General features: G+C 40.7%; 1 protein-coding gene. It reads right to left on the bottom strand.

What is annotated here, in order from left to right:
• The coding region (locus AC1Q8N_RS25320) for an SH3 domain-containing protein (RefSeq protein WP_493521423.1) at nt 1–580 on the bottom strand (580 nt) is incomplete at both ends.

The following is a 580-nucleotide window of genomic DNA, read 5'->3' as shown; positions in this document are numbered from 1 at the left end:
CTTTTCCTTGGTAGCTTATTTTCGCCCAACCATTTGCTTTTCCTAGTACTGTTACTTTTTCTCCATTTTTTAAGTTTCCGAGAACCGAGCTACTTGTATTCGCTGCACTTCTTACTCGTAGACTTGTCGCATTGATCGTTCCTACTTCTTGCGTTCCATTCGTAATGTCTTCCGCTGGTTTTTCTTCTTGTTTTCCTGCTTCTAGCTTCACAAACTCTAGCGATACATAACCTTCTTTTCCTTGGTAGCTTATTTTCGCCCAACCATTTGCTTTTCCTAGTACTGTTACTTTTTCTCCATTTTTTAAGTTTCCTAGAACCGAGCTACTTGTATTCGCCGCACTTCTTACTCGTAAGCTTGTCGCGTTAATTGTTCCTACTTCTTGCGTTCCATTCGTAATGTCTTCCGCTGGCTTTTCTTCTTGTTTTCCTGCTTCTAACTTCACAAACTCTAACGACACATAGCCTTCTTTTCCTTGGTAGCTGATTTTCGCCCAGCCGTTTGCTTTTCCTAGTACTGTTACTTTTTCTCCATTTTTTAAGTTTCCTAGAACCGAGCTACTTGTATTCGCTGCACTTCT

Source organism: Bacillus sp. GW823-FHT06B01 (assembly GCF_058952315.1).
This window is presented reverse-complemented; position numbering and strand designations above follow the sequence as displayed.